The sequence below is a fragment of the Variovorax sp. UMC13 genome, assembly GCF_014170375.1.
In the GTDB taxonomy this organism is placed as follows: Bacteria; Pseudomonadota; Gammaproteobacteria; order Burkholderiales; family Burkholderiaceae_C; genus Variovorax.
On sequence record NZ_LZZW01000013.1, the window covers coordinates 16,308 to 35,280 of the forward strand.

Here is an 18,973-nt window from a genome sequence, read left to right on the forward strand (position 1 = left end):
CTTGTTTTGTGCAAAGGGGGCGTCGTGCTTCAGCGCGTGGCGGCCACCAGGCCGCCGTCCACGACGATTTCGGTGCCGGTGATGTAGCGGCTCTCGTCCGCGGCGAGGAACAGCGTGGCGTGGGCCGTGTCCCAGCCGGTGCCCATGTGCTTCATCGGCACCTGGTTGTCGCGGTGCGCGGCGAAGCCCACGGCATCGCCCTGGGCGTACTTCGCGGCCAGGCCCTCGAACAGCGGCGTGTGCATCAGGCCCGGCACCACGCAGTTCATGCGGATGCGTTCGGGCGCATGGATGACCGCGCTGGTGCGCGTGAAGTGCATCAGCGCCGCCTTGGCCGCCGCATAGCCGACCTGCGGCTTGCCCACGTAGCGCAGGCCCGCCACCGAGGAGATGCTGACGATCGAGCCGCCGCCCTGGCGCTGCATGTGCGGGATCACGTGCTTGCAGGCGAGGAAGGCGCCTTTGACGTTGACCTGGAACTGCGCGTCCCACACGTCCTCGTCCATGTCGACCGGCCCGCCCGGCTGCGACACGCCCACGTTGTTGACCAGGATGTCGATACGGCCGAAGCGCGCGATACAGTCGGCCACGGCCTGCGCCACCTGGTCCGAGCGGGTGGCATCGCAGGCCTGCACCACGCCTTCGTGGCCTTCGGCTTCGATGATGTCCAGCGTGGCCTGCGCGGCCGCCAGCTTGAGGTCGGTGCCGAACACCTTGGCGCCCTGGCGCGCGAACAGCACCGCGGTGGCGCGCCCATTGCCCCAGCCTTCGGCCACGGCCCCGCAGCCCATCACCAGGGCCACCTTGTTCTTCAGATCCAGCACGTCGTCTCCTTGTCGGTCCGCGGGGCGGCATTGCCCCGCGCCGGGCCATCCTAGGGAGCCCGCATTGATCTGTGAAATTCTTTCGATCTATGGATTGATAGACTGAAGGAATGAATGTCTCTCCCCGGCAGCTGCGCATGTTCCTGGCGCTCACGGCCTCGCTGAACTTCAGCCGGACCGCCGAGCAGTTCTTCGTCACCCAGCCCTCGCTGAGCAAGGCCATCCGCGATCTCGAAGAAGAGCTGGGTTTGCGCCTGTTCGAGCGCAGCACCCGCAGCGTCAAGCTGACCGAGAGCGGGGAGCGGCTGGCGGGGTTGGCGCGCGGCGTGATCGGGGAGTTCGATGCGGGACTGGAGCGCCTGCGCACGAGCGCCGAGCGCGCGTCGAAGCAGGTGGCCATCGCATCGCTGCCCTCGCTGGCCAACGTGCTGCTGCCCGCTGCCTGCAGCGCGCTCGAGGCGCGCTATGGCGACCCGCGGATCACCATCCACGACTGCTCCAACGCCGCCTCGATCGAGCGGCTGATCGACGGCCAGGTCGACTTCTCGATCGCCTCGGTGGCGCCTTCGCACCCCGACGTGCGCTACGAGGAGATCCTGCGCGACCGCTTCGTGCTGCTGTCCTCGGCGCGCTGGCATGCCCGGGTGGCCGAGCGCATGCGCCTGGACGACCTGGTCGAGCTGCCGCTGATCAGCATGACCGACTCCAGCACCGCGATGCGCTACATGAGCGCGGCCTACCTGCAGCGCGGCATCGAGTTCCGTCCCAAGATGCAGTTCGACCAGGTCGGCACCATCGCCGGCTTCGTCAAGCAGGGCCTGGGCATCGCGGTGCTGCCCTACCTGGGCACCACGCCGCTGCTCACCCTGCGCGGCCTGCGCGTCAGCGAGATCGTCGACGGGCCGGTGCGCTCCGTGGGCATCGTCACGCGCCGCGCCGGCACCTCGACGGCCATCGCGCAGCAGGCGATGCAGGAGGTGCGCACCGTGGCGGGCGCGCTGATCGCGCGGCAGGCCGAATGGGTGCTGCCGCCGTCGGCGCGCCGCACGCGCCCCAGGTCGCCCTGATGGCGCTTGCGGCGTTCGATGCCTTGCCGTAGAGTGAAAAGTCGATCGGCACCGTGGCCAAGGGGCGTGCGGAATCCGCCCGCCGGCCGAGATGCCCACACGCATCTGGCATTTGCATTGCGACATGCCTTTGGAGGAGATCGCATGATCACCGTCACCGCCATGAAGTGGGCCCCGCCCTTCGCGTCCGGCCAGGTTCGCGACCACCGCGTCCGCTGGATCCTGAACGAGGTCGGCTGGCCTTACGAGGTCCGGCTGGTCGATGCACCGACGATGAAGTCGCCGCCCTACCTGGGCAGCCTGCAGCCCTTCGGACAGCTGCCCGTGCTCGAAGAGGAAGGCCGGCCGCCGATGTTCGAGAGCGGCGCCATCGTGCTCGACGTCGCCATGCGTTCCGGGCGCTGCATCGGTGGCGAAGGAACGCCGGAGCGTGCAGCGGCCATCCAATGGGTCGTCGCCGGCCTGAACTCCGTCGAGCCGTTTCTCTTCAACGTCGCGGAGGTCGAGTACTTCATGGAGGACGAGGCCGCGAAGGCCACCCGAAAACCCGTCGTCGTGGCGCTGGCGAAGGAGCGCCTTGCGATGCTGGACAAGGCGCGAAACGGACGCGCGTGCTTCGTCGGCGACGCGTTCTCGGTCGCCGATCTCATGTTCGCCTCCATCCTCAAGATCGCCCACAGGCTCGAGCTGTTGGGCGAACTGCCGGCGCTGGCCGCATGGCAGCAGTCGGTCCTGGCCCGCCCGGCCCATGCCAAGGCCGAGCAGGACCAGATGGCAGAAATCGCCCGCCACTCGGCAGCCGACATGCGCTACGACGCGCTGCGGCGCTGAGGCCGTCAAGGGCTACCGCGGAACCGGCTTCGCCGGGCCGCTGGTAGCGCCCCCGGTAGGGGGGGAGGAGCGACACGCAGTGCGCGGAGCCTGGGGGCGAGCCCGACTACTGCGAGATCTTGCGGCCCTCTTCGACCTGGTGCTCGAAGTAGCGCTGGAAGCTGAAGGCGATGCTGGCCATCAGCACCGTGCTGCCGATCAGCAGCGAGATCACCACCGCGCCGATGGTGACCCAGCCGGTGCGGCCGGGCGCGGCGTCGGCCGGGGCCGCGGCGTTGAAGCGGGTGTTCCACTTCTCCGGCGTCGTCAGGCCGTAGACGATGGCCGTGAGCGCACAGCCGGCGATGGTGAAGCCCAGCAGCGGCACCAGCGCCCAGCTCAGGCCGTCGTCCAGGCCGTACATGCGCGCCCGCTCGATGCCGTAGAGGCCCAGCGCGGTCGGGATCGGCAGCAGCCAGCCCAGGGTGTCGCCCAGCCCGTGCAGGTAGAAGCGGTGCAGGCCGAAGGGCCCGCCCAGGAAGGCGAGCCAGGCGGCCAGGGTCTTGTTCTTCATTCGGTCTTTCGTTTATTCGGGTGCGGTGCTGCTGCCCAGGCCCAGCGACTTTTCCATCAGCACCACGTCCAGCCAGCGGCCGAACTTCCAGCCGCAGTCCTTGAGCACGCCCACCTGGGTGAAGCCCTGCGCGCGGTGCACGCCGATCGAGCCGGCGTTGGCCGAGTCGCCGATCACCGCGATCAGCTTGCGCACGCCCACGGCCTCGGCCGCCTGCGACAGCGCGGTCAGCAGCTGCGAGCCCACGCCCTGGCCGCGCGCGGCCTCGGCCAGGTAGATCGAGTCCTCGGCCGAGAAGCGGTAGGCGGGGCGCGGCTTGAACCAGTTGCAGTAGGCGAAGCCCAGCACCTGGCCTTCGCGTTCGGCGACCAGGTAGGGCAGGCCCTTGGCCAGCACGTCGGCGCGGCGCGCGGCCATGTCGGCCTCGCTCGGGGCTTCGGTCTCGAAGGTGCCGGTGCCGGTGAGCACGTGGTGGGCGTAGATGGCGGCGATGGCGGCGACGTCTTCGTCGCGGCTGGGGCGGAGGATCAGGGTCATGGGGAGGCGCGGGCGTTGCGCGGACGGGACGGGAAGGGCGAAAGCATACGCAAAAGCACCTGACTGCAGCCCATGGGCACAGATAACTGCCGGCAAAAAAAGCCTGCGCGCTATAATCGTGGGCTTTTCAGCGTGTCGCTGGCCGGGTGGCCATGTCGCGTGTCTCGACGCTGGAAGAACTCTGTGGGCGACCCTTTCGGGTTTGCTGCACCACCCGAAGGATAAATCATGGTCGTCATTCGACTCTCCCGCGGCGGCTCCAAGGGCCGTCCGTTCTTCAACATCGTCGTGTCGGACAAGCGCGTTCGCCGCGATGGCCGTTTCATCGAGCGTCTGGGTTTCTACAACCCGACCGCGAAGGAAAACGAAGAAAGCATCCGTATCGCTCAGGACCGCCTGACGTACTGGAAGAGCGTTGGCGCCCAAGCGTCGCCGACGGTCGACCGCCTGATCAAGCAAGCTGCTGCCGCGGCGCCCAAGGCTGCGGCCTAAGCTGCAAGCCAAGGCGATGCTGCCCACACTCGAAGCCGCCGATCTGCCGGCGGATGCGATCGAGGTCGGACGCATCGCCGATGCCTGGGGCATCAAGGGCTGGTTCAAGGTCCTGCCCCACAGCGCCCAACCCGAGGCGCTCTTCTCTTCGAAGCGCTGGTTCATCCAGCCTTCCGGACCGGTGAATGCGCCTGCGCGCGCCGGCGCCTTCCGCCTCGCGATCCGCGAGGCCAAGGAACATTCCGACTGCATCGTCGCGACCTCGCCCGACGTGCCCGACCGCAATGCGGCCGAGGCGCTGCGCGGCGCGCGCGTGTTCGTTCCGCGTTCGAGCTTCCCCTCGGCCGGTGACGACGAGTACTACTGGGTCGACCTGATCGGCCTGGACGTGGTCAACCGCGAAGGCGTGGCGCTGGGCACGGTGCGCGAGCTGCTCTCGGGCGGATCGCAGACCACGCTGGTGCTCGAGTACGAGCAAGACGGCAAGCCCGTCGAGCGCATGGTGCCTTTCGTCTCCGCCTTCGTCGACAAGGTCGACCTGGCGGGTCGTCTGATCACGGTCGACTGGCAGCCCGACTACTGAGTGCGTCGTCGCCATGCGCTTCGACATCCTCACGCTGTTCCCCGAACTGTTCGCGCCGCTGCTCACCAGCGGCGTGACGCGGCGCGCCTACGAATCGAAGCAGGTCGAGGTGGTGTTCTGGAACCCGCGCGACTTCGCCGAAGGCAACTACCGCCGTGTCGACGACCGTCCCTTCGGCGGCGGCCCGGGCATGGTGATGATGGCCGAGCCCCTGTCGGCCTGCCTCGACGCGGCGCTGGCCGCGCGCGGCGCGCCCGCGCCGGTCGTGCTGTTCTCGCCCATCGGCGAGACGCTGCGCCACGCGGCCGTCGAGACCTGGGCGGCGGGCGAGGGCGCGGTGCTGGTGTGCGGGCGCTACGAAGGCATCGACCAGCGCTTCATCGACGCCCGCGTCACCCACCAGATCAGCCTCGGCGACTTCGTGCTCTCGGGTGGCGAGATCGCCGCGATGGCGCTGCTGGATGCGGTTACGCGGCTGCAGCCGGGCGTGCTGGGCGACCAGGCCAGCCATGTGCAGGACAGCTTCAATCCCGCGCTCGACGGCCTGCTCGACTGCCCGCACTACACGCGGCCCGAGCACTGGAACGGCCAGGCCGTGCCGGCTCCGTTGCTGTCGGGCCACCACCTGCAGATCGAGCGCTGGCGGCGCGACCAGCGGCTGGCCATCACGTCGGCGCGGCGGCCCGAACTGGTCGAGGCGGCGCGCGATGCCGGCCGGCTGAGCAAGGCCGATTTGGCAGCGCTGCAAAAAAAGCTATAATCCGCGGTTCCCCGATCCTCTGTCTGGCCGCGCTTCGGCATTCATCCGGTTCCTTCGTGAATCCGCGACAGCCAAAAGCGCCTTTTGTGCAGCCCACACGATCGACTATCAGGAAATCATGAACCTCATCGAAACCCTCGAGCAGGAAGAGATTGCCCGCCTCGGCAAGACCATTCCTTCCTTCATGCCCGGTGACACGGTCATCGTCAGCGTCAACGTCGTCGAAGGCAGCCGCAAGCGCGTGCAGGCTTACGAAGGCGTCGTGATCGCCAAGCGCAACCGCGGCCTCAACAGCGGCTTCACGGTGCGCAAGATCTCCAGCGGCGAAGGCGTGGAACGTACGTTCCAGACCTACAGCCCGCTGATCGCCGGCATCGAAGTCAAGCGTCGCGGCGACGTCCGTCGTGCGAAGCTGTACTACCTGCGCGAGCGCAGCGGTCGTTCGGCACGCATCAAGGAAAAGCTGCCGGGCAAGCGCAACACGCCGGCCGCTGCTGCACAGTAAGCAGTCGCCTTGTCGTGAGAAAAGCCGCCATTCCTGGCGGCTTTTTGCATTGGCGCGCGGCTTGCATGCAGTACATGGCCTATGTTCGATGGACGCACCTCCATCGCCTCTTTCGTCCCGTCCCGGAGAAGCTTTTTGACCCCTCCCTCAGTCGCCCTGGAAACCGTCGATCCCGTCGAGCCGATCAATGCCGTGTCGCGGGCCGCCTTCGAGCCCCGTGATGTGCCGGTGATCCGCGTCGACCGGGATCTGCCGGCGGTGGCGGCGGAGCGGTTCACGGCGCAGGCGCTGCGCGCACGCTTCGCGCGCCCGCCGGTCTGGGAGCCCGAGCTGCGCCGCGAGCCGCGCATGGGCAACCGCGCGCCCGCGCAGGCGGCCGTGCTGGTGCCGATCGTGATGCGCGAGAAGGAGCCCATGGTGCTGCTGACCGAGCGCGCGACGCAGATGTCCACGCACTCGGGTCAGGTGGCGTTTCCGGGCGGCCGGGTCGATCCGGAAGACGCCAACATCGCGGCCGCGGCCTTGCGCGAGGCCTGGGAAGAGGTGGGCCTGTCGGCCGACTACATCGAGGTCCTGGGCAGCCTGCCGACCTACACCACCGTCACCTCCTTCATCGTCACGCCGGTGATCGCGCTGGTGCAGCCGGGCTTCCAGCTCACGCTGAGCCCGTCGGAAGTGGCCGATGCCTTCGAGGTGCCGCTGTCGCACCTGATGAACCCGGCCAACCACCGGCGCCATGCGATGGTGGGCGAAGGCCTGAATGCACGCCAGTGGTTCTCGATGCCCTACCAGGACGGTGCGCAGGAGCGCTTCGTCTGGGGCGCGACGGCGGGCATGCTGCGCAACCTCTATCGCTTCCTCGTGGCTTGAGCTCGGGGAGCGCAACAAGCCTTCAGAACGCGTGAAGGAACCGTCGCGAGCGCCCCGAGCCTGCATTGAGGAGCGGAGCCGCACTCGCGTGCGGTGAGCACCGCAGATGCGGGATCGGGGTGCGCAGCAGGTTCATGCATGCGTTCTCAGCCTTGTTTGGCCTGGTGGAAGCGCTCGAGGAACGAAACCAGCTTCGCGTCCTGCGGCCGGTTCATGATGGCTTCGGCCGGGCCGATCTCCGCCATCACGCCGTCGCGCATGAAGCCGATGCGGTCCGACACGTTGGCCGCGAAGGCCATCTCGTGCGTGACCAGCACCATCGTCATGCCCTCGGCCGCGAGTTCGCGGATCACCGACAGCACCTCGCCGACCAGTTCGGGGTCGAGTGCCGAGGTGGGTTCGTCGAACAGCATCACGGCCGGCTGCATCGCCAGCGCGCGGGCGATCGCCACGCGCTGCTTCTGCCCGCCCGACAGCCGCGCCGGATGCTGCTGCGCCTTCTCGGCCAGGCCCACCTTGCCCAGCAAGGTCATGGCCAGGGCCTTGGCCTCTTCGACGCTCTTGCCCTGCACCTGCACCGGGCCTTCGATGATGTTCTGCAGCACCGTCATGTGCGGGAACAGGTTGAAGTGCTGGAACACCATGCCGATGTTGGCGCGCAGCGCCGCCAGCTGCTCGTCCTTGGGCGGGCGGGCGCCGCCGGTGAAGGCGAAGCGGTGGCCGCTCACCTCGAGCTGCCCGTCCTCGGGCATCTCGAGCAGGTTCATGCAGCGCAGGAAGGTCGACTTGCCCGAGCCGCTGGCGCCGATCAGCGTGACCACTTCGCCCGGCTGCACCGCGAGCGACACGCCCTTGAGCACATGGTGGTCGCCGAAGGACTTGTGGATCGCCGTGGCCTGCAGGATCGGCGAGCCGCCGGTGGAGGAGGGTGGGTGCATTTTCGACATCACTTGGAGGCGCCCAGGCGGCGCTCGACGCGGGTGGCGATCAGGGTCAGCGGGAACAGCACCGCGAAGTAGATGACCGCGATGGTGGTGTAGACCTCGAGCGGCCGGTAGCTCGCGCCGGTGATGACCGAGCCCTGGTAGAGCAGATCGCCCACCGCCACGGCCGACACCAGCGAGGTGTTCTTGAGCTGCATGATGGTCTGGTTGATCAGCGACGGGATCATCAGCGGGAAGGCCTGCGGCAGGATGATGCGGCGGAAGATCTTGCCGCGGCGCATGCCGATCGCGCGGCCGGCTTCCCACTGGCCGCGGTCCACGGCCTCGATGCCGCCGCGGAAGATCTCGCTGTAGAAGGCGCCCGCATAGAAGGACAGCGCCAGGAAGCAGGCGGTGGTCGCCGACATGTCGACGCCGATCAACACCGGCAGCGCGTAGTAGGCCCAGACCAGCTGCACCAGCAGCGGCGTGCAGCGGAAGATCTCGGTCCAGATCTGCAGCGGCACCGTGACCCAGCGCGTCATGGTCGGGTTGCGCAGCACGCCGGTGATCAGGCCCAGCACGAGGCCGACCAGCACCGTGCTCACGGTGAAGGCCAGCGTCACGCCCAGGCCGCGCCAGATCAGCGGCAGGTACGGAACGAGGGACCCGAAGTCCCAGGCGTAGGAAGCGTTGTCCATGCGGTCGCGCTCAGAACTGGATTTCGCTCGGGATGTCTTCTGGCTTGATGTTCAGCGCCTGGAAGCCCTTGAGCATCCACTCGCGCGTCTGGCCGCTGAAGCGGTTGTTGTCGGCCCACACGCTCAGGAAGTTCTTGAAGCGCGGATCGGTTTCCATGCGGATGCCCAGGTTGGTCGGCATCGTCAGCGTGGGCTTGGGGATCACCAGCGTGCCCAGCGTCGGGTTCTTCTTCATGGTCGAGATCGCCAGCACGGCCAGCACCACGGTGCAGTCGGCGCGGCCCGTGGCCACGGCCAGCACCGCTTCGTCGCGGGTCTTGAAGCCCAGGATGTTGGCCTTGGGGCAGTAGCGGCGGGCGATGGTTTCGTGGGTCGAGCCGATGTCCACGGCGATCTTCACGCTCGGCTTGTTGAGCTCTTCCCAGGTGGTGGTCTTGGCGAAGCCCTTGCGCGTGATCGCGGTGTACGAGTGCACCAGGATGGGCGTGGAGAAGTCGATCACCAGCGCGCGCTGCGGCGTCGGGCTGACGGCAAACGCCAGGTCCACCTTGCCGGACTGCAGGTCCAGGATCTGGTTGCCCCAGCTCGACTCGACCGTCTCCACCTTGGCGCGCAGCAGCGTCGCGATGTCGGTCGCCATGTCGATGCAGGCGCCGGTCCAGGCGTTGGTCACCAGGTCCTTGTGGAAGTAGGGCTCCTGGCCGGGGATCACGGCCACGCGCAGCACGCCGCTCTTCTGGACCTTGTCCAGCGTGGAGCCGCTCGCGGGCGTCGATGCAGCGGGTTGGGCCAGCGCCTGGGTGGCGGTGGCTGCGGTAACGGCGACGGCGGCGCCGGCGACGGCCAATTGATTGAACATGGCTCTGCGTTGCATGAAGAACTCCTTCGGGGACGAATTAAAGAGAGCGTGTCCCCGCTAAAAAGGAACAGCGCAGCACATCGGCAATTCAGCCGAATTGAATTGAATGAATGAGCGTAGAAATCTATGGGCACCCGCCACGGCGGACCGTGGATCATAAACGTCGAACGCTGGGTTGCAACTATTTTCCGGGCGTTTCTACCTAGGGGTTGCACCTATTGTTCAGGTCCATTGTTGTGCGGATTCGACGATTCACGCCAATGGATGCACGGTACTGGTGCATCTCGAGGCTGGGGCAACAGAAATGGGCGGATGGCGAAGGTCATGACCGAAGTTGAGTGCAATAAGCAGGCCAGGTTTTCTGGTGGTCGATGCCAAAGGTGCAACCGTGAATGGCGACGAGGGATGGGTTGCACCTTTTAATTGCAAAAGCGGTTGCGCCTCATCCGGCGTTGATTTAACATCCGCCGCAATTCAATCTCCTAGCCTTAAAGCGATTCAATGTCCCTGACCACACTCGGCGTGAAGCTGGACGACAGCGTGCGTGAGCGCCTCAAGAAGGCCGCGCTCAAGGTCGACCGCACCACCCACTGGCTGATCAAGCAGTCCATCTATGCGCACCTCGAACGTCTCGAGCGCGGCCTGCCGCTCGACGAGGTGTTCGGCGCCGCGCCATCCGCGCTCAACGGCGCGGAGCACCCGTCCGTCGCGGCCGAGCCCGAAGCCGCGCACCAGCCCTTCCTCGATTTCGCCGAGAACGTGCTGCCGCAGAGCGTGCTGCGTGCCGCCATCACCGCGGCCTACCGCCGGCCCGAGGCCGAACAGGTCGCGATGCTGCTGCCGCAGGCGCGCCTGCCCGACGACATGGCCGCCGCCACGCACCGCCTGGCCTGCCAGCTGTCGGAGAAGCTGCGCGGCCACCAGGCCGGCGGCCGCGCGGGCGTGGTGCAGAACCTGCTGCAGGAGTTCTCGCTGTCCTCGCAGGAAGGGGTGGCGCTGATGTGCCTGGCCGAGGCGCTGCTGCGCATTCCCGACAAGGGCACGCGCGATGCGCTCATCCGCGACAAGATCAGCAACGGCAACTGGCAGCCGCACCTGGGCAAGAGCACCTCGTTGTTCGTCAACGCCGCGACCTGGGGGCTGATGCTCACCGGCAAGCTGGTGTCCACGCACAACGAATCGGGCCTGAGCCATTCGCTGGGCCGGGTGCTCACGCGCGGCGGCGAGCCCGTGGTGCGCAAGGGCGTGGACATGGCGATGCGCCTGATGGGCGAGCAGTTCGTCACCGGCGAGACCATCGGCAAGGCGCTGGCCAACGCGGGCAAGCTCGAGGCGCGCGGCTTCCGCTACTCCTACGACATGCTGGGCGAGGCCGCGCTCACCGACGCCGATGCGCTGCGCTACATGGCCTCCTACGAGCAGGCCATCCACGCCATCGGCATGGCGGCTTCGGGCGCGGGCATCTACCGCGGCCCGGGCATTTCGATCAAGCTGTCGGCGCTGCATCCGCGCTACAGCCGCGCGCAGTACCCGCGCGTGATGGACGAGCTCTACCCGCGCCTGCTCACGCTCACGCTGCTGGCGCGCAAGTACGACATCGGCCTCAACATCGACGCCGAGGAGGCCGACCGGCTCGAGCTCTCGCTCGACCTGCTCGAGCGCCTGTGCCACGAGCCCGGCCTGGCCGGCTGGAACGGCATCGGCTTCGTGATCCAGGCCTACCAGAAGCGCTGCGCGGGCGTGATCGCCTACCTGATCGACCTGGCACGCCGCAGCCGCCACCGGCTGATGATCCGGCTGGTCAAGGGCGCCTACTGGGACAGCGAGATCAAGCGCGCCCAGATCGACGGCCTCGAAGACTACCCGGTCTATACGCGCAAGGTGCACACCGACGTGTCCTACCTGGCCTGCGCGCGCCAGCTGCTGGCCGCGCCCGAGGCGGTGTACCCGCAGTTCGCCACCCACAACGCGCACACGCTGGCCGCGATCTACCACCTCGCGGGACAGAACTACTACGAAGGCCAGTACGAGTTCCAGTGCCTGCACGGCATGGGCGAGCCGCTGTACGACCAGGTCGTGGGCCCGCTCGACGAGGGCCGTCTCGGCCGCCCCTGCCGCATCTACGCGCCCGTGGGCAGCCACCAGACGCTGCTGGCCTACCTGGTGCGCCGGCTGCTGGAGAACGGCGCCAACACCTCCTTCGTCAACCGCATCGCCGACAAGAGCCTGTCGATCGAAGCGCTGGTCGCCGATCCGGTGAAGGCGGTCGAGGCACAGGGCAAGGCCGATGGCTGCACCGGCCTGCCGCACCCGCGCATCCCGCTGCCGCGCGACCTCTACCCGGGCCGCGCCAACGCACCCGGACTCGACCTGTCGAACGAACAGCGCCTGGCCTCGCTCTCGAGCGCGCTGCTGCACACGGCCAACGGCGACTGGCTCGCGCAGCCGATGCTCGCGCAACCGGTGGCGCCCGCAGTGCGCCAGCCGGTGCGCAACCCGGCGCGCCACGACGACGTGGTGGGCCAGGTGCAAGAGGCCACGGCCGAGGACGTGGAGCGCGCGCTGCAGGCTGCGCAGGACGCCTTCCAGATCTGGCAGGCCACGCCCGCCATCGAGCGCGCCGACATGCTCGAGCGCAGCGCCGAGATGCTCGAAGGCCGCATGCAGCCGCTGCTGGGCCTGCTGGTGCGCGAGTCCGGCAAGACCTTGCCCAACGCCATCGCCGAGGTGCGCGAGGCGGTCGACTTCCTGCGCTATTACGCGGCCCAGGTGCGCACCGGCTTCAGCAACAAGACCCACCGCCCGCTGGGCCCGGTGGTCTGCATCAGCCCCTGGAATTTCCCGCTGGCCATCTTCATCGGCCAGATCGCCGCGGCGCTGGCCGCCGGCAACACGGTGCTGGCCAAGCCGGCCGAGCAGACCCCGCTGATCGCGGCGCAGGCGGTGCAGATCCTGCACGCGGCCGGCCTGCCGCCGGGCGTGCTGCAGCTGCTGCCGGGCACGGGCGAAATCGTCGGTGCCGCGCTGGTGGCCGATGCGCGGGTGCAGGCGGTGCTGTTCACCGGCTCCACGCAGGTCGCGCGCATCCTGCAGCGCGTGATCGCCGGGCGCCTCGACGCGCTGGGCCATCCGATCCCGCTGATCGCCGAGACCGGCGGTCAGAACGCGATGATCGTGGACTCGTCCGCGCTGGTCGAGCAGGTCGTGACCGACGTGGTCGCCTCGGCCTTCGACAGCGCCGGCCAGCGCTGTTCGGCGCTGCGCATCCTGTGCGTGCAGGAGGACATCGCCGAGCGCACCATCGAGATGCTGCAGGGCGCGATGAGCGAATGCACGCTGGGCAACCCCGAGCACTTCAGCGTCGACATCGGCCCGGTGATCGACCGCGAGGCGCAGCAGTCGCTGCTGCAGCACATCGAGGCCATGCGGGCCAAGGGCCGGCCGGTGTCCCAGGTCGCGCGCGCCCATGGCGACGACGCGGCGCGCGGCACCTTCGTCACGCCCACGCTGATCGAGATCGAGCGCATCGACGAGCTCGAGCGCGAGGTCTTCGGCCCGGTGCTGCACGTGCTGCGCTACGCCCGCAACGAGCTCGACGCGCTGCTCGAGCAGGTCAACGCCAGCGGCTACGGCCTGACGCTGGGCGTGCACTCGCGCATCGACGAGACCATCCAGAAGATCGTGGCGCGGGCCAAGGTCGGCAACCTCTACGTCAACCGCAACATGGTGGGCGCGGTGGTGGGCGTGCAGCCCTTCGGCGGCGAAGGCCTGTCGGGCACCGGCCCCAAGGCCGGCGGCCCGCTCTACCTCTACCGGCTGCTGTCGAGCGCCCCCGCGCAGTCGGCGCTGGCGAGCCTGCGCCCGGCCGCGGGCACCGCGGTCGAAGGCCATGCGGCCGATGCCGTGCGCAGCCCGTTGCTGGCGGCCTTGGCGCAATGGCGCGACCCGGCCCAGCCTGAACTCGCCGCGCTCTGCGCGCAGTACGCGGCCCAGTCGCTGGCCGGCACCGAGCTGCTGCTCGACGGCCCGACCGGCGAGCGCAACGCCTACCGGCTGTCGGCGCGCGAAGCGGTGCTGTGCCTGGCCGCTTCCGAGGCCGACCTGCTGTGCCAGCTCGCGGCCGTGCTGGCCGTGGGTGCGCGCCCCGTCTGGCCCGACACGGCGGCCGCGCGTGCCCTGGCCGCGCGCCTGCCGAAGCCGGTGCGCGAGGCGATCGACTGGCGCAGCGACTGGACCCGCGGCGGCGAGAGCGAAGGCGACTTCAGCGCCGTGATCTACCACGGCGACTCCGACCAGCTGCGCGGCGTGAGCGAGCAGCTGGCGCAACGCGCGGGCCCGATCGTCAACCTGCAGGGCCTGGCGCCCGGCGAGACCGAGATCGTGCTCGAGCGCCTGTTGATCGAGCGCAGCCTGAGCGTCAACACAGCGGCGGCGGGCGGCAATGCCAGCCTGATGAGCGTCGGCTGACGCACGCACCGTCCATCCCTTCTTCCACCACATCACCGAAGAGAAGAGTTCAAAGCATGAAAGTCCTGTTCCTGGGCTACGGCCACATGGGCGGCGCACTGGGCGAAGCCTGGAAGCGCAGCGGCCTCGCCACGCAGGTGCTGGCGGTCGATCCGGCCAGCACGTCCGACCAAGCGGACCGCTACCCGAGCGTCGATGCGCTGGTCGCGGCCGGTGCCGCCGACGGCATCGCGCTGATCGTGCTGGCCGTCAAGCCGGCCAAGGCGCTCGACGCATTGCGCGCGCTGCCGCCGGCGGTGCTGGCCGGCGCGGCCGTGGTCTCGATCGCGGCCGGCGTGCCGATCGCCGCCTTGTCGTCCGCGCTGCCCGCCGGCACGCCCGTGGTGCGCGCCATGCCCAACACGCCGGTGATCCTCGATGCCGGCTGCACCGGCCTGTTCGCGGGCGCCACCGTCGATGCGGCGCTGCGCGCCAGCGTCGACCGCCTGTTCGCCACCGTGGGCTCGGCCCACTGGGTCGATGCCGAGCCCCTGCTCGACGCCGTGACCGCGCTCAGCGGCAGCGGCCCGGCCTACTACCACCTGTTCAGTGAAGCCCTGGCCGCGGCCGGCGTCGCGCTGGGCCTGGACGCCGCGCTGGCGCGCAAGCTCGCGGCCGACACCGCCTGGGGCGCGGCCGCGCTGCAGCACGCGCCCGGGGCCGACTTCGCCGCGCTGCGCCAGGCCGTGACCTCGCCCAACGGCACCACCGCCGCCGCCATCGCGGTGTTCGAGGAAGAGGGCGCGCTGCGCACGCTGATCGAACGCGCCGCACTCGCCGCGCGCGACCGCGCGGTCGAACTCTCCACCTCCTGATCGTCTCCCACCTCCCTCCCTTTGTTGACAAGGATTCGCCATGTCGGAACCCACCCCCGCCCCCGCCAGCACCACCTACTTCGACGCCAGGAAGGTCGATGAGGCCTACATCCCCGTGATCGACATCTCGGGCCTGATCGACGACCGCCCCGGCGCGCTCGAAGACGTGGCGGCGCGCATCATGGACGCCTCGCAGCGCATCGGCTTCTTCTACATCCAGGGCCACGGCATTCCGCAGGCCGTGATCGACGGCGCGAGCCGCGCGATGCGCGACTACTTCGCGCTGCCGCCCGAGGTCAAGGGCCTGCACCCGGTCAACACCAGCCAGCGCGGCTGGATGGCCACCGGCATGACGCGCCTCGAAGGCTCGAAGACGCACGACCTCAAGGAGATCTTCTTCTGGGGCCCCGAGCAGTGGTCGGAGCACCTGGCCGCGCAGAAGGGCGCCGACTCGCTGATCGCCGACAACGTCTGGCCCGACGCCGAGTTCCCGGCCCTGCGCGCCGACCTGCTGCCCTACTACGACGCGGTCTGCCGCATCGGCCATCGGCTGCTGTCGGCCGTGGCCCTGGGCCTCAAGCGCGACCCGGCCTTCTTCGCCAGCAAGTACACCAGCCCGATGGCGCGCGGCCAGCTCGTCTACTACCCGGTGTCGAGCGCCAAGGACGAGAGCGAAGAGCGCTTCGGCTCGGCCCCGCACACCGACTTCGGCGTGCTCACGCTGCTGCTGCAGGACTCGAACGGCGGCCTGCAGGTGCGCAACCGCGAAGGCGAATGGGTGGCGGCGCAGCCGATTCCCGGCACGCTGGTCTGCAACATCGGCGACCTGCTCCACCGCTGGTCGAACGAGACGCTGAGCTCCAACCTGCACCGCGTGATCAACCGCTCGGGCAACGAGCGCCATTCGATCGCCATCTTCTTCGACCCAACCCCGGACGCCGTGATCGACCCGACCGACCTCGGCTTCCCCGAGGGCGTCGAGAAGTACCCGCCGATCACCGCATCGGGCTACATCCACGGCAAGAACAAGAAGAACTTCTCGCAGTACAAGTAGCCGAACGACGAAGGCCGATCCTCGAGCGCAGAGGTCGGCCCTCGGCAGGTCGGGGGGGCGCGGGCGGCGCGCGGCACAGGGCGCCACCGCAGCCGCCTGTGCTGCTTCCGCGTCCTGTCCGCGCACCGATCTTTTGCGGTTTGCATCACGCTGCGGACTGACATGTGGCGCCCGGATCCTGGGCCGCATGCGCCTCTGCCCTAGACTCGGCCGGCCCTCCATGCCGTCCTGATGTCCACCCATCTGCACCAAATGCCACGCCGCGTCTATCCGCTGCGGGTGCTGGGCATGGGGCTGGGGGGCGTGGTCACGGCGGTGGTCCTGCAAAGCAGGGACGCGTCTCTTGCTGCCTGGCTCGGCGTGCTGCTGCCCGCCTTTGTCTGGCCCCACGTGGCCTACTGGATTGCCGTCCGCAGCGCCGATCCCTATCGCGCCGAGATCCGCAACCTGCTCGTCGATTCGGCGATCACCGGCGCCTGGGTGCCGCTGATGCACTACGGCCTGTTGCCCTCCGTCCTGCTGTGCACCTTGACCATGGTCGACAAGATCACGACCGGCATCAAGGGCCTGTGGGCCCGCTCGGTGCCCGGGATGCTCGGCGCGGGCCTGGTCACCGGCCTGATCACCGGCGCCCCGGTCGTCCTGGAGAGTTCGCTGACGGTGGTAATCGCCTGCATGCCGGTGCTCATGCTGCACACCCTGTCGGTGAGCGTGGTCAGCTACCGGCTGATCCGCAAGGTGTCGCGCCAGAACCAGGAACTGGAGGTGCTGCGGCGCATCGATGCCGTGACGGGGCTCTACGACCGCGCACACTGGGAGGCCCAGGCGCAGGAAGCGTTGCGCCGGCACGTGTCCACCGGCGCGCCGGCCAGTTTGCTGATGCTCGATATCGACCAATTCAAGATGGTGAACGATTCGCGCGGTCACACGACCGGTGACGAGGTGATTCGCGTCGTGGCCGCGGTCGTGCGCGACTGCTTGCGTGCGGGCGACTGCGCGGGCCGCTACGGTGGTGACGAGTTCGCCGTCGTGCTGCCTGGCGCGTCGGGGGAGGAGGCCGCGCAGCTGGCAACGCGCATCCGGGAAAAGGTGGAGCACAGCCGCTTCCGCGATTTTGCGGATCTGCGCGTGACCAGCAGCATCGGCGTGGCTGCGCTGGACAGCCGTCATGCGACCTTGCTGGACTGGCTGAATTCCGCCGACGCGGCCCTGTACGAAGCCAAGGCCACCGGCCGCAACCGGGTCGTCACGGCGAAATGAGATCAATGCGGTGTTGGGCTGACGCCTCGTCCGGCCGTTCAAGGATGCCGTGGGCAGACGGGGCAGCAGGGCGCGCTTGGGGCCAGCCTGATTTCGCCCAGGTATGAGCCTTGATAACCCTTAGATCTGGTCTCGTCGGCGTGTGATCGTCGCCCCTGTATTCGCTGCCGACAACGTTGGGCGTCGACGCGGTGACTGCGAAGCCGCGCCTCGTTGCACCGCAGGCGCAACGTCGGCGCAAGGGTTGCACGGAAGTGCGCGAGACGTCCGTCCGGCGGATGCAGCCGGAGCGGACGGGCATGACTGTTAAGAGGCTGCGAGTCCATCAGGGGCCCATCTGTTGTTGCCGTGCGTGAGCGCGGTCGACCCGGCGCGCGCATGAACGTCCCGTACGAACGTTTCATCAATGTGGTGCGCCATCGGATTTGGTCGCATGAGAATTCCTCGCTTGCAGTGGCGTCGATCCTGCCTCGACTTTCGATCAGCCTGTGGAAGGGACGCAACGCGGAAGTTTTGGCAGGCCGCTTCTGGGGGAGGGGCGACGTTTGCGTCCGCTAGGCGTAGGCTTTTGCCGGCAGAGTGCTCAGGCGATTACTTGCCGATTCGCTGGTTGTAGCTCCACACGACACACATGCTGGTAGGTGCATGGTGACCTTCCGTTAACGAAAGGAGACCTTGATGGCTGATACCAGAGACAACGATTCGAAAACTGCGGCGACGGGCGTTGGCGCCGTAATTGGCGGTGCTGCGGGGGGCGTCGCCGGCGGTGCCGCAGCGGGCGCCGCCGTCGGCGGCATGACAGGGCCGGTCGGCGCGGCAGTGGGTGCAGCAGTGGGGGCTGTGGTAGGCGCGGTTGCCGGGCGGAGCGTGACCAAAGCTGACCCTGCTGTGGAGGATGCTTACTGGCGCGACAACTACTCGGGCCGCCCATACATTGCGAGCGATGCAACGTTCGACGACTATGGGCCGGCCTACCGCCACGGCGTTGAAGCGTATTCGCGAAACCCCAATCGCTCCTTCGACGACGCAGAAACCGAGCTCAGCCGCGATTGGGGCACGGCGCGCGGTAGCTCAAGGCTAGATTGGGAGAGGGCTAAGCATGCGTCACGTGATGCCTGGGACCGCCTAAGCAACTCTGTCGAGCGTGCCATCCCGGGTGACTCGGACCGCGACGGCCGTTGACGTATCGCGGTACGTGGCCCGCAGGCTAGGCTCCGCGGGCCCGCGCGAGTGATGCAGATCGATGCCCGCAGGATCTGCGAAAGCTTCGGTCTCAGCAATCGCGTTCATGCCAATCCCCGCGTGGCATGACCTGCGAGCCGTCCGTCATTGCGCTTCGTGCTGGGACGGCCTGCCGACCTATTGCAAATGTCCTTGTGTAGACACACAGTGATGGAAATGAAGCAGGTGATGATTATTCGAAAGATCGTTGAGCTCTCGAACCGCGGTGGCGGTCCGTCGGCCGATGAGGCAATGGTCCGGCTCGCTGCAGTGATTGACCGTCTCGATAGGAGCAGCGTCAGTTATGAAGCCGATGTCGATGCCCTGATAAGTGTGGGTTCGGCAGTGTGGACACTGAGCAATGCGCAGGCCGGCGCGAACCTTCGGTAGACGCTACGTCTGTAAAAGCGCAGCTCGAGTCGACGCCGAGCGTGGTTGTAGCACCACACATTGATTTCCTGCGGCGTGGCGTCAGCAGATCAGCGCGCCTGGCGCGGTGCCGTCAATCTCGATCGGGACACACATGAAACACGCGTGCTCAATGTGGGCGCCTCAGCCTCTTCCTTTGTCATGCGCCGTGGGCGTCCAGTGGGTTTGTTCTCATTCGGTTTC

Annotated in this window: 19 protein-coding genes; 13 read left to right on the forward strand and 6 right to left on the reverse strand. The window is 68.1% G+C overall.

The window, feature by feature from the left end:
* Positions 1–29: 29 nt before the first annotated feature.
* On the reverse strand, positions 30–824 hold the full coding sequence (locus A9977_RS10255; RefSeq protein WP_310936111.1) for an SDR family NAD(P)-dependent oxidoreductase: 795 nt from the start codon (positions 822–824) through the stop codon (positions 30–32).
* A gap of 110 nt (positions 825–934) precedes the next feature.
* Here A9977_RS10255 and A9977_RS10260 point away from each other — a divergent pair, with 110 nt between their 5' ends.
* Positions 935–1,891 (forward strand): LysR family transcriptional regulator, encoded by a 957-nt coding sequence (locus A9977_RS10260; RefSeq protein WP_183024740.1) that lies wholly within the window; start codon positions 935–937, stop codon positions 1,889–1,891.
* A gap of 144 nt (positions 1,892–2,035) precedes the next feature.
* Positions 2,036–2,722, forward strand: a complete 687-nt coding sequence (locus A9977_RS10265) for a glutathione S-transferase family protein (protein WP_183024741.1) — start codon at positions 2,036–2,038, stop codon at positions 2,720–2,722.
* A gap of 106 nt (positions 2,723–2,828) precedes the next feature.
* On the opposite strand, the gene A9977_RS10270 is transcribed toward A9977_RS10265, so the two are convergent.
* Positions 2,829–3,275, reverse strand: a complete 447-nt coding sequence (locus A9977_RS10270) for a TM2 domain-containing protein (RefSeq protein ID WP_183024742.1) — start codon at positions 3,273–3,275, stop codon at positions 2,829–2,831.
* Between the two features lie 12 nt (positions 3,276–3,287).
* Positions 3,288–3,812: a GNAT family N-acetyltransferase gene (locus A9977_RS10275; RefSeq protein WP_183024743.1), complete on the reverse strand. Its 525-nt coding sequence runs from the start codon at positions 3,810–3,812 to the stop codon at positions 3,288–3,290.
* Positions 3,813–4,040: 228 nt separating this feature from the next.
* Here A9977_RS10275 and rpsP point away from each other — a divergent pair, with 228 nt between their 5' ends.
* From rpsP to A9977_RS10300, 5 genes are all read left to right on the forward strand, one after another.
* Positions 4,041–4,304 (forward strand): 30S ribosomal protein S16, encoded by a 264-nt coding sequence (gene rpsP / locus A9977_RS10280; RefSeq protein WP_140843145.1) that lies wholly within the window; start codon positions 4,041–4,043, stop codon positions 4,302–4,304.
* A gap of 16 nt (positions 4,305–4,320) precedes the next feature.
* Positions 4,321–4,887 carry a ribosome maturation factor RimM gene (gene rimM / locus A9977_RS10285; RefSeq protein WP_183024744.1) on the forward strand — a complete coding sequence of 189 codons (567 nt, stop codon included), beginning with the start codon at positions 4,321–4,323 and terminating at the stop codon, positions 4,885–4,887.
* Positions 4,888–4,900: 13 nt separating this feature from the next.
* Entirely contained in the window at positions 4,901–5,647 is a 747-nt protein-coding gene (trmD, locus tag A9977_RS10290) for a tRNA (guanosine(37)-N1)-methyltransferase TrmD (protein ID WP_183024745.1), read from the forward strand.
* A gap of 118 nt (positions 5,648–5,765) precedes the next feature.
* Positions 5,766–6,152, forward strand: a complete 387-nt coding sequence (gene rplS / locus A9977_RS10295) for a 50S ribosomal protein L19 (protein WP_183024746.1) — start codon at positions 5,766–5,768, stop codon at positions 6,150–6,152.
* A 135-nt stretch (positions 6,153–6,287) separates the two neighbouring features.
* Positions 6,288–7,022, forward strand: coding sequence for a CoA pyrophosphatase (locus tag A9977_RS10300; RefSeq protein WP_259651893.1), 735 nt, complete (start codon positions 6,288–6,290; stop codon positions 7,020–7,022).
* A gap of 146 nt (positions 7,023–7,168) precedes the next feature.
* Here the strand turns inward: A9977_RS10300 and A9977_RS10305 are convergent, their stop codons facing one another.
* From A9977_RS10305 to A9977_RS10315, 3 genes are read right to left on the reverse strand one after another with little or no spacing between them, the layout of a single operon-like run.
* Positions 7,169–7,960, reverse strand: coding sequence for an amino acid ABC transporter ATP-binding protein (locus A9977_RS10305; RefSeq protein WP_183024748.1), 792 nt, complete (start codon positions 7,958–7,960; stop codon positions 7,169–7,171).
* Positions 7,961–7,968: 8 nt separating this feature from the next.
* Positions 7,969–8,646 carry an amino acid ABC transporter permease gene (locus tag A9977_RS10310; RefSeq protein WP_183024749.1) on the reverse strand — a complete coding sequence of 226 codons (678 nt, stop codon included), beginning with the start codon at positions 8,644–8,646 and terminating at the stop codon, positions 7,969–7,971.
* 10 nt (positions 8,647–8,656) lie between these two features.
* Positions 8,657–9,520: a transporter substrate-binding domain-containing protein gene (locus A9977_RS10315; protein WP_183024750.1), complete on the reverse strand. Its 864-nt coding sequence runs from the start codon at positions 9,518–9,520 to the stop codon at positions 8,657–8,659.
* A 486-nt stretch (positions 9,521–10,006) separates the two neighbouring features.
* On the opposite strand from A9977_RS10315, the gene putA reads away from it, so the two are divergent.
* The 6 genes from putA (at position 10,007) to A9977_RS10345 (ending at position 18,751) form a co-directional block, all read left to right on the forward strand.
* The gene (gene putA, locus A9977_RS10320) at positions 10,007–13,972 is read left to right on the forward strand and encodes a trifunctional transcriptional regulator/proline dehydrogenase/L-glutamate gamma-semialdehyde dehydrogenase (protein WP_183024751.1); all 3,966 of its coding nucleotides are present in this window, start codon (positions 10,007–10,009) and stop codon (positions 13,970–13,972) included.
* Between the two features lie 56 nt (positions 13,973–14,028).
* Positions 14,029–14,826: a pyrroline-5-carboxylate reductase gene (gene proC, locus A9977_RS10325; RefSeq protein ID WP_183024752.1), complete on the forward strand. Its 798-nt coding sequence runs from the start codon at positions 14,029–14,031 to the stop codon at positions 14,824–14,826.
* A gap of 40 nt (positions 14,827–14,866) precedes the next feature.
* Positions 14,867–15,880, forward strand: coding sequence for an isopenicillin N synthase family oxygenase (locus tag A9977_RS10330; RefSeq protein ID WP_183024753.1), 1,014 nt, complete (start codon positions 14,867–14,869; stop codon positions 15,878–15,880).
* Between the two features lie 231 nt (positions 15,881–16,111).
* Positions 16,112–17,140: a diguanylate cyclase gene (locus A9977_RS10335; protein ID WP_183024754.1), complete on the forward strand. Its 1,029-nt coding sequence runs from the start codon at positions 16,112–16,114 to the stop codon at positions 17,138–17,140.
* A 678-nt stretch (positions 17,141–17,818) separates the two neighbouring features.
* Positions 17,819–18,322, forward strand: a complete 504-nt coding sequence (locus tag A9977_RS10340; protein WP_183024755.1) for a glycine zipper domain-containing protein — start codon at positions 17,819–17,821, stop codon at positions 18,320–18,322.
* A gap of 210 nt (positions 18,323–18,532) precedes the next feature.
* Positions 18,533–18,751: a hypothetical protein gene (locus A9977_RS10345; RefSeq protein WP_183024756.1), complete on the forward strand. Its 219-nt coding sequence runs from the start codon at positions 18,533–18,535 to the stop codon at positions 18,749–18,751.
* Positions 18,752–18,973: the final 222 nt, after the last annotated feature.

Coding starts and splice junctions, on each gene's coding strand:
- putA (WP_183024751.1), top strand. CDS start 10,007: ATGTCCCTGACCACACTCGGCGTGAAGCTGGACGACAGCGTGCGTGAG.
- A9977_RS10260 (WP_183024740.1), top strand. CDS start 935: ATGAATGTCTCTCCCCGGCAGCTGCGCATGTTCCTGGCGCTCACGGCC.
- A9977_RS10315 (WP_183024750.1), bottom strand. CDS start 9,520: ATGCAACGCAGAGCCATGTTCAATCAATTGGCCGTCGCCGGCGCCGCC.
- A9977_RS10275 (WP_183024743.1), bottom strand. CDS start 3,812: ATGACCCTGATCCTCCGCCCCAGCCGCGACGAAGACGTCGCCGCCATC.
- trmD (WP_183024745.1), top strand. CDS start 4,901: ATGCGCTTCGACATCCTCACGCTGTTCCCCGAACTGTTCGCGCCGCTG.
- A9977_RS10310 (WP_183024749.1), bottom strand. CDS start 8,646: ATGGACAACGCTTCCTACGCCTGGGACTTCGGGTCCCTCGTTCCGTAC.
- A9977_RS10335 (WP_183024754.1), top strand. CDS start 16,112: ATGTCCACCCATCTGCACCAAATGCCACGCCGCGTCTATCCGCTGCGG.
- rimM (WP_183024744.1), top strand. CDS start 4,321: ATGCTGCCCACACTCGAAGCCGCCGATCTGCCGGCGGATGCGATCGAG.
- A9977_RS10340 (WP_183024755.1), top strand. CDS start 17,819: ATGGCTGATACCAGAGACAACGATTCGAAAACTGCGGCGACGGGCGTT.
- rpsP (WP_140843145.1), top strand. CDS start 4,041: ATGGTCGTCATTCGACTCTCCCGCGGCGGCTCCAAGGGCCGTCCGTTC.
- A9977_RS10265 (WP_183024741.1), top strand. CDS start 2,036: ATGATCACCGTCACCGCCATGAAGTGGGCCCCGCCCTTCGCGTCCGGC.
- rplS (WP_183024746.1), top strand. CDS start 5,766: ATGAACCTCATCGAAACCCTCGAGCAGGAAGAGATTGCCCGCCTCGGC.
- A9977_RS10345 (WP_183024756.1), top strand. CDS start 18,533: ATGGAAATGAAGCAGGTGATGATTATTCGAAAGATCGTTGAGCTCTCG.
- A9977_RS10270 (WP_183024742.1), bottom strand. CDS start 3,275: ATGAAGAACAAGACCCTGGCCGCCTGGCTCGCCTTCCTGGGCGGGCCC.
- A9977_RS10305 (WP_183024748.1), bottom strand. CDS start 7,960: ATGCACCCACCCTCCTCCACCGGCGGCTCGCCGATCCTGCAGGCCACG.
- A9977_RS10330 (WP_183024753.1), top strand. CDS start 14,867: ATGTCGGAACCCACCCCCGCCCCCGCCAGCACCACCTACTTCGACGCC.
- proC (WP_183024752.1), top strand. CDS start 14,029: ATGAAAGTCCTGTTCCTGGGCTACGGCCACATGGGCGGCGCACTGGGC.